This window comes from Candidatus Chordibacter forsetii (genome assembly GCF_964187505.1).
GTDB lineage: Bacteria > Verrucomicrobiota > Verrucomicrobiia > Opitutales > Seribacteraceae > Chordibacter > Chordibacter forsetii.
Genome location: NZ_CAXLML010000141.1, coordinates 1 through 5,956, shown reverse-complemented (window position 1 = coordinate 5,956; position 5,956 = coordinate 1). Strand labels below are relative to the sequence as shown.

Below are 5,956 nucleotides of genomic sequence, written 5' to 3'. Positions count from 1 at the left end.
AATAGTGGTCCACTCCTGCCCCTGAAGAACTTTCATGAGCTTTGTGTTGGTGCTGAAAACGTCCAATCAATTTTGCAGGCCTATTTTTGACAAGTCGATCGGTACAATACCGAGTTTTTTTGCAGGTGAACCGGGTTTGAAACGAAAGTCACCATTTTCGGGATCGACAAACAGCGGGTCAGCGGAGCGACTGTTGGTATCGATCGCGGTTCGCCTTGCCTTTTTGAGTACTGCGCGGCTCATATTGGGATTTCCGGCGCAATAATAGAGATTGTGATCGGTGTTGGCTTGCTTGGCCCATGCCGCCGGGAGTCTGGGACTGTTGCCCTGGTCGTAGAAAACAGCGTTCTCACCCGGGTGATAGAGGATGTTTCGCTGGATCACAGCCCCAGTCATCGGGCCTTCGCGAAGTTTGAAATAGGCAGGTAATCGCTTTTCACCCTTATGAATCGGTTCGATTAGATCAGCGATGATATTGTTTTCGGCGCGATTGTTTAGCTTCAGTTGAATACCCTGAGAGGTACATCGGTAAATCAGGTTTTCGGAAATTAAAGTATCCCGCTGTCCTCCGTCGGTGCGGATGGCTGATTGCAGCGCGACCGGCGAGACCAAGTGATGGATATAGTTGCGGCGAATGATATTCCCTGATCCTGCGCCCCTGATATAGATACCATTGCCATCGCCCAGTTGTTCCATAGCATGATGGATTTCATTGGCTTCGACGAGATTGTCGTGGGTATGCAAAAACCGTCTAACTTCCTCAAAACTACGTTGATTACGATTCTTACCTACCTCCTGCCAACGAATCGTTCGCACCAGTTCCCGGCTGTTATTATCTCTCTTCGAAAAGAAACTGGTCATCACGCCCGAAACGATGATTCCGGAGTACGGCGTATGGTGAATCAGGTTGTTGACGACTCGATTGTCGCCACTTTGCCAAACGAAAATACCGGGGGAATGTGGGTATATTTCGCCGACGTGATGGATATGGTTATTGCGAATCAAGTTGTGATGGTTGACATCTTTCGTTCCTGGCCCATAACCGCACAGCAGTATTCCGGTGCCGCCGATATGCTCGATATGATTGCTCTGAATTCGATTTTTCTGCGCATGTAGATCCAGCCGAATGGCACTACTGCCACTGTGGGTAAACCGACATTTCTCGATGGTGCAGCTTTCAGCCCCCCTCAAGCGAACCAAGGCGTTGGCTTTGTCATGCATATCCCAATCGTGTTGCAGCCCCTTGTCGTCTTTACCTACCCGCCAGCTTTCGCCGCGAGTGAGTGTGAGTCCACGAAAAATCAGGTTTCGAACAGGGATATCTGTCGGGCCATCTTCGTCTATTGAGCCTTCGATTTTGAGGTATTCCTGAAGCAATGGAGCCGTTATTCCCCTTGGCATGCCTTCTGTTACCGGCCAGAGGTATAGTTTACTTAGTTTGCTATCAAAAACCCATTCTCCGGGTTCATCAAGGAAGTCGATTGCATTCTCCACCCATACGGAATCGGTTCCCGGCAGGTAGTGAAGTTCATTCATTGCGTAGGTCGCGGGAATAGATACCGTCGCTATTTGGGTTTGTTGGTTTACCGATTGAAGGGGCAGTATATTTACCACCCAGGCATGTAGCGGCCGAACAACAATGTCTATACCTTCGAGGTTAGACCAATTTCTGATTGCCCCGACGGGAAAATGGAGATTGGTGCGACTCGATTTGGATCGCTCCTCTTTGGAATCGGGCATGACCGGAATAAAGCCTTTCGAGCGTGCTCTGGGCAATCGCTTTTCGCCATCGTAGAGGGTGAAGAATGAACTGGTTTTCTTCGAGACATCTGTTACCCATATTTTCCCATTGGTGTTTTCCAATTGCTTCCAACCATCAATAGTGACGTCCGAAGAGAATACTGGTTCTTCATTTGGGTAAGCTTCATAGGCAATCGAGAAATCACCTTCCCCCGAATCATCCACTCCGAAGACTATTGTTTCGTGAATGCGATAGTGTCCGCCGCGAATTTGAACATGGATATTCTTTGCCATCCCGCTCTTTTTGAGTTCCCTAACCGCATCCCGCGCTCGAGCCAATGTCGCGAACGGACCGTCATTTTTTTGTTCATCCGGCTCTTTTAGCGTGCCGGACCAATCGTCGGAACCCGTTGTTGAGATATAGAAATCATTCGCCTCTCCGTAAGAGATGATGCCGAAAATACATAAATATAGTAAAGGTGTTTTCATTCTTGTAATCTCGTGTGATTACTCGGGCTAAAATTTCATTTGGGAGGGTAAAGTGTAGTTCAATGGGCGGGCTCTCAAGAAAATTTATTTGTTGGAATTTTTCTTCAGAACCTTCTTTCTGGCATTGGACAAACCGTTTTTACTAGGCGTTGTGGGCAGCGAGGCTTTCCAGCTATCTAGTTTCTCAGATAGTTCCTGGACTACTTTTGGGAAATCTGCTGCGACATCGGTTTTTTCAGCCCAATCTTTTTCCAAATCGAATAGCTGCAGTTTCTCTTGCTCTTTGTTTACCAGCAGCTTCCATTTGCTATCACGCATACCGAGAGCGGGCCAGGTGTAGTCTTGATTGTCACCACCTCGCCATTCCCAAAAAATGGGCTTTGTTCGTTTGATCGGCGTTCCTTTAAAAGCGCTTAGTATACTTTCGCCATCGGGCTGATAGTCGGTCGGCGGTGATACGCCCGCAGCATCCAGAAAGGTTGGCAGAAGATCGACTACTGTTACGACCGACGTTGAATCGGTGACTCCTTTGGGGACGACTCCGGGCCAGCGAACGATAAATGGCACGCGAATGCCGCCTGCGAAGAGCGAGCGTTTTTTACCTTTCAGTCCACCTGTTTCACCGATGGAATAGTAGCCGCCATAGCCGTCGGATTCTGTTTTGCCGTGATATTTGTGCGTTTCGTCACGGGTGAATTCCGGGCCATTGTCAGTGGAAAAAACTACCAGTGTATTGTTATCGATTTTTAATTCTTTGAGTAACGATAGGATTCGGCCCACGCCTTCATCGCCCTCGGCAATTACGGATGCATAGATTCGCTCTCGCTCGTTGAGATCCTTAAACTGTTTCAAGAATTTGGGTTGGGGGTAGTGGGCGAGGTGAGCTTCGTGTAGCCATAGATTGATAAAGAAAGGTTTGTCCGAAAACTCTCGAATAAATTTTTCGGCGTGATCCACCGAAGCGAGGCCTTTCTTGGAAATTTCGATCTTGCCGGAGCCATTGAATGTTGCAAAACGATCGTAGCCATACTCGGACTCAACGGGGGAATCCGCGACACTACCTAGATGCCATTTGCCGAAATGCCCAGTGGTGTAGCCAGCTTCTTTAAGCATGCGTGGTAGCATCGGGGCCTGATGATCTAGCCAATCCGGCATACCTCTTTTGATATGCGCTTTGATGCTTTGAAAATGTTGATGAATGCAATGTCTGGCAGGGAATTGGCCCGTCATGACCGCCACTCGGCTGGGGGTGCATACTGGGCTATTGACGGTGAAATTCGTGAAGTCCATGCCCTCGCCAGCCATTTTATCCAGATGAGGGGTTTGGCAAAAAGTACTGCCATGAATTCCCAGATCTCCGTAACCCCAATCATCGGCGAAGATGAAAATAATGTTGGGTTTAGGCGTTTCATCTGCCGAAACTGAGGTGAAGGTCAGTAAAAGTAGGCCCAGGTATATGAATTTTTTCATATTTATTTGGAGTCGAGAAACGTTTAGAACGGAGCCGGAGACCAATCTGGAATGCCTATTTCTTTAAGTTGCTTGTGATAGCGAATATTGAGCGGAAATTCCTCCTCTTCCAGTCGTGGTAGACCTTCGTTAACCATCCAGGGCAGGGTTGATTGCCACCATTGATCAAACGATTGACTTAGCTTTTGCACGACTTCGGGATTGGTTTCCGCGACATCGGTGAGCTGGTAGGGATCTTTTGAAATATCATATAGCTCCCGGTTGTTGACCAACCGCCAGCGATCGGTTCGGACTGCGCATTTTGCATACATAGCGGTATCTCGCTTGCCAGGATTCCAGCGTCCGCAATGAAAGAATAACTCTCGATCCGGCCAATCGGCCTTCGGGTCTTTCAGCAGAGGCAGCAGTGAGCGGCCTTCTAATTCCTGCATCTTCGCCGGTAATTCGGCTCCGGCTAGCTCGGTAAAGGTTTGGTAGATATCGAGATGAGCCGTCAGTGAATCGATATTGACGTTTTCATCGAGCACCCCATGCCACTGCCAAAACATCGGGATATGGGTTCCGCCTTCGTGAGGTGAGTTTTTTGCGCCTCTGAGATTGGCATTAAAGTGACGGATTTTCTCGCCGTTCAGTCTACCCTTGAGATGAGTGGCACCGTTATCGGTCATAAAGATTACCAAGGTGTTTTCCAGGGCTTGCCACTCTTTAAGTTTTGCCACCATCGCACCAAAGTTGTCGTCGATATTTTCGACCATCCCGTAGCGACCAGCAGTCCCTTTGTCGTAGCCCATCTCAATAAATCGCTTGGTATATTTCTCCGGAGCCACCAAAGGTGCGTGTGGAGCGTTTAATGAAATATAGGCAAAATACGGTTTTTGATCGGTGTGCTGCTTTTTAATCCATGCCAAACCGGAATCGAAGAACAAGTCGGTACAGTAGCCTTTGGTCTGAATGATGGTGTCGTTGTGCAGCAGAACATTGTCGAAGTATAGATTCTCTCCGTTCGGTGGGAAATCACCCAGTCGAACCTGCCCGATCCCGCCGGAACCGTGAATCAGGACTTCATCAAAACCACGACTTCCCGGTAGGTACGCCTCTTCATCACCGAGATGCCATTTGCCGAAAATCCCAGTCGTGTAGCCAGCCTTTTGCAATGCTTGTGGAAAGGTATAGGCATCGAGCGCCATGCGTTCCCGCTGGTAGATCGTATGGGTAACCCCATTTTTAAACGGCGCACGGCCACTCATCAACGCTGCGCGAGTCGGCGCGCAGGTCGGGCTCACCTGGAAATCGGTGAAGCGGACGGCTTTATCATGAAACTGATCGATATGGGGCGTCTTCACGACTTTATTCCCCATACAGGAGAGATCGCCCATGCCCTGATCATCGGTTATCACCAGGATAATATTGGGACGGGATCCCTTGAGCGTTTCACCATGCGCACCGCAGCAAAGTAGTGCGATACCGGCAATCAATAATTTTCTATAGATTTGGATCATAAACAAAAATACCTCTTCAAAAGTTAGTAGTTGAGCGTGGCTCCTTTCATGGGCTTCTGACGCTCATTCAGCCACCAATCTTTTGGGCCTTCTGCCTCGATATTCTTCCAGACCTTTAGTAGCGCAGTTTTCATTTCCTCCAACTTTTCGGGCATACTGGTGGCGAGATCGTTTTGCTCCCGCCAATCTTTTTGAATTTCGAAAAGCAGAAATTGGGTAAGGGTTTCATCGCCAACAATTTTCCAATCGCCCAGACGTAACGCGACTCGATCGGCTGCCTGCGAAACGTGAGTCCTCCAGAAAAGTGGTATTTTGCGAGTTAAATCTTTACCTTGGAAAGCAGGAAGCATGCTCACCCCGTCGATGGTGCGATCGGTAGGTAGAGGGATATCAACGACATCAAGAATGGTTGAAAAAATGTCGGTGCCAATCACCGGCACATCGTTAGTAGTTCCGGCCGGAATATGCCCCGGCCAGCGAGCGATACCGGGCACCCTGATACCGCCTTCATGACTACTCCGCTTGCCCCCTCGCAAGCCACCGGTCGTCCCGCCAAACCTGGCGACCGGGCCATTATCGGAAGTGAAAAACAAAAACGTATTCTCACTCACTCCTTCTTTATCGAGTGCTTCCATCACCTGACCGAGAGCGTGATCCAACTGAGTGATATTACCCATATATTTGCTATTTTCATGCCCCTTGTAGAGAGCTTCAAACTGCGGATCGGTCGCGATCGGCGAGTGCGGCTCATGCACCCA

Annotated in this window: 4 protein-coding genes; all 4 read right to left on the bottom strand. The window is 49.0% G+C overall.

Annotation, left to right across the window (positions count from 1 at the left end; genetic code table 11):
* Positions 1 to 66 precede the first annotated feature (66 nt).
* The gene (locus ACKPQ4_RS06230) at positions 67 to 2,229 is read right to left on the bottom strand and encodes a right-handed parallel beta-helix repeat-containing protein (protein ID WP_407678607.1); all 2,163 of its coding nucleotides are present in this window, start codon (positions 2,227 to 2,229) and stop codon (positions 67 to 69) included.
* 84 nt (positions 2,230 to 2,313) lie between these two features.
* The gene (locus ACKPQ4_RS06225) at positions 2,314 to 3,699 is read right to left on the bottom strand and encodes a sulfatase family protein (protein WP_407680337.1); all 1,386 of its coding nucleotides are present in this window, start codon (positions 3,697 to 3,699) and stop codon (positions 2,314 to 2,316) included.
* 23 nt (positions 3,700 to 3,722) lie between these two features.
* Complete coding sequence (locus tag ACKPQ4_RS06220; protein WP_407680336.1) at positions 3,723 to 5,198, bottom strand: arylsulfatase; 1,476 nt, start codon at positions 5,196 to 5,198, stop codon at positions 3,723 to 3,725.
* A 23-nt stretch (positions 5,199 to 5,221) separates the two neighbouring features.
* Positions 5,222 to 5,956, bottom strand: a 735-nt coding sequence (locus ACKPQ4_RS06215) for a sulfatase family protein (protein WP_407680335.1), incomplete at its 5' end; no start/stop codon positions are given.

What these genes read in the sequence shown, in the direction of transcription:
- ACKPQ4_RS06225 (WP_407680337.1), bottom strand. Translation starts at nt 3,699, where the DNA reads ATGAAAAAATTCATATACCTGGGCCTACTTTTACTGACCTTCACCTCA.
- ACKPQ4_RS06230 (WP_407678607.1), bottom strand. Translation starts at nt 2,229, where the DNA reads ATGAAAACACCTTTACTATATTTATGTATTTTCGGCATCATCTCTTAC.
- ACKPQ4_RS06220 (WP_407680336.1), bottom strand. Translation starts at nt 5,198, where the DNA reads ATGATCCAAATCTATAGAAAATTATTGATTGCCGGTATCGCACTACTT.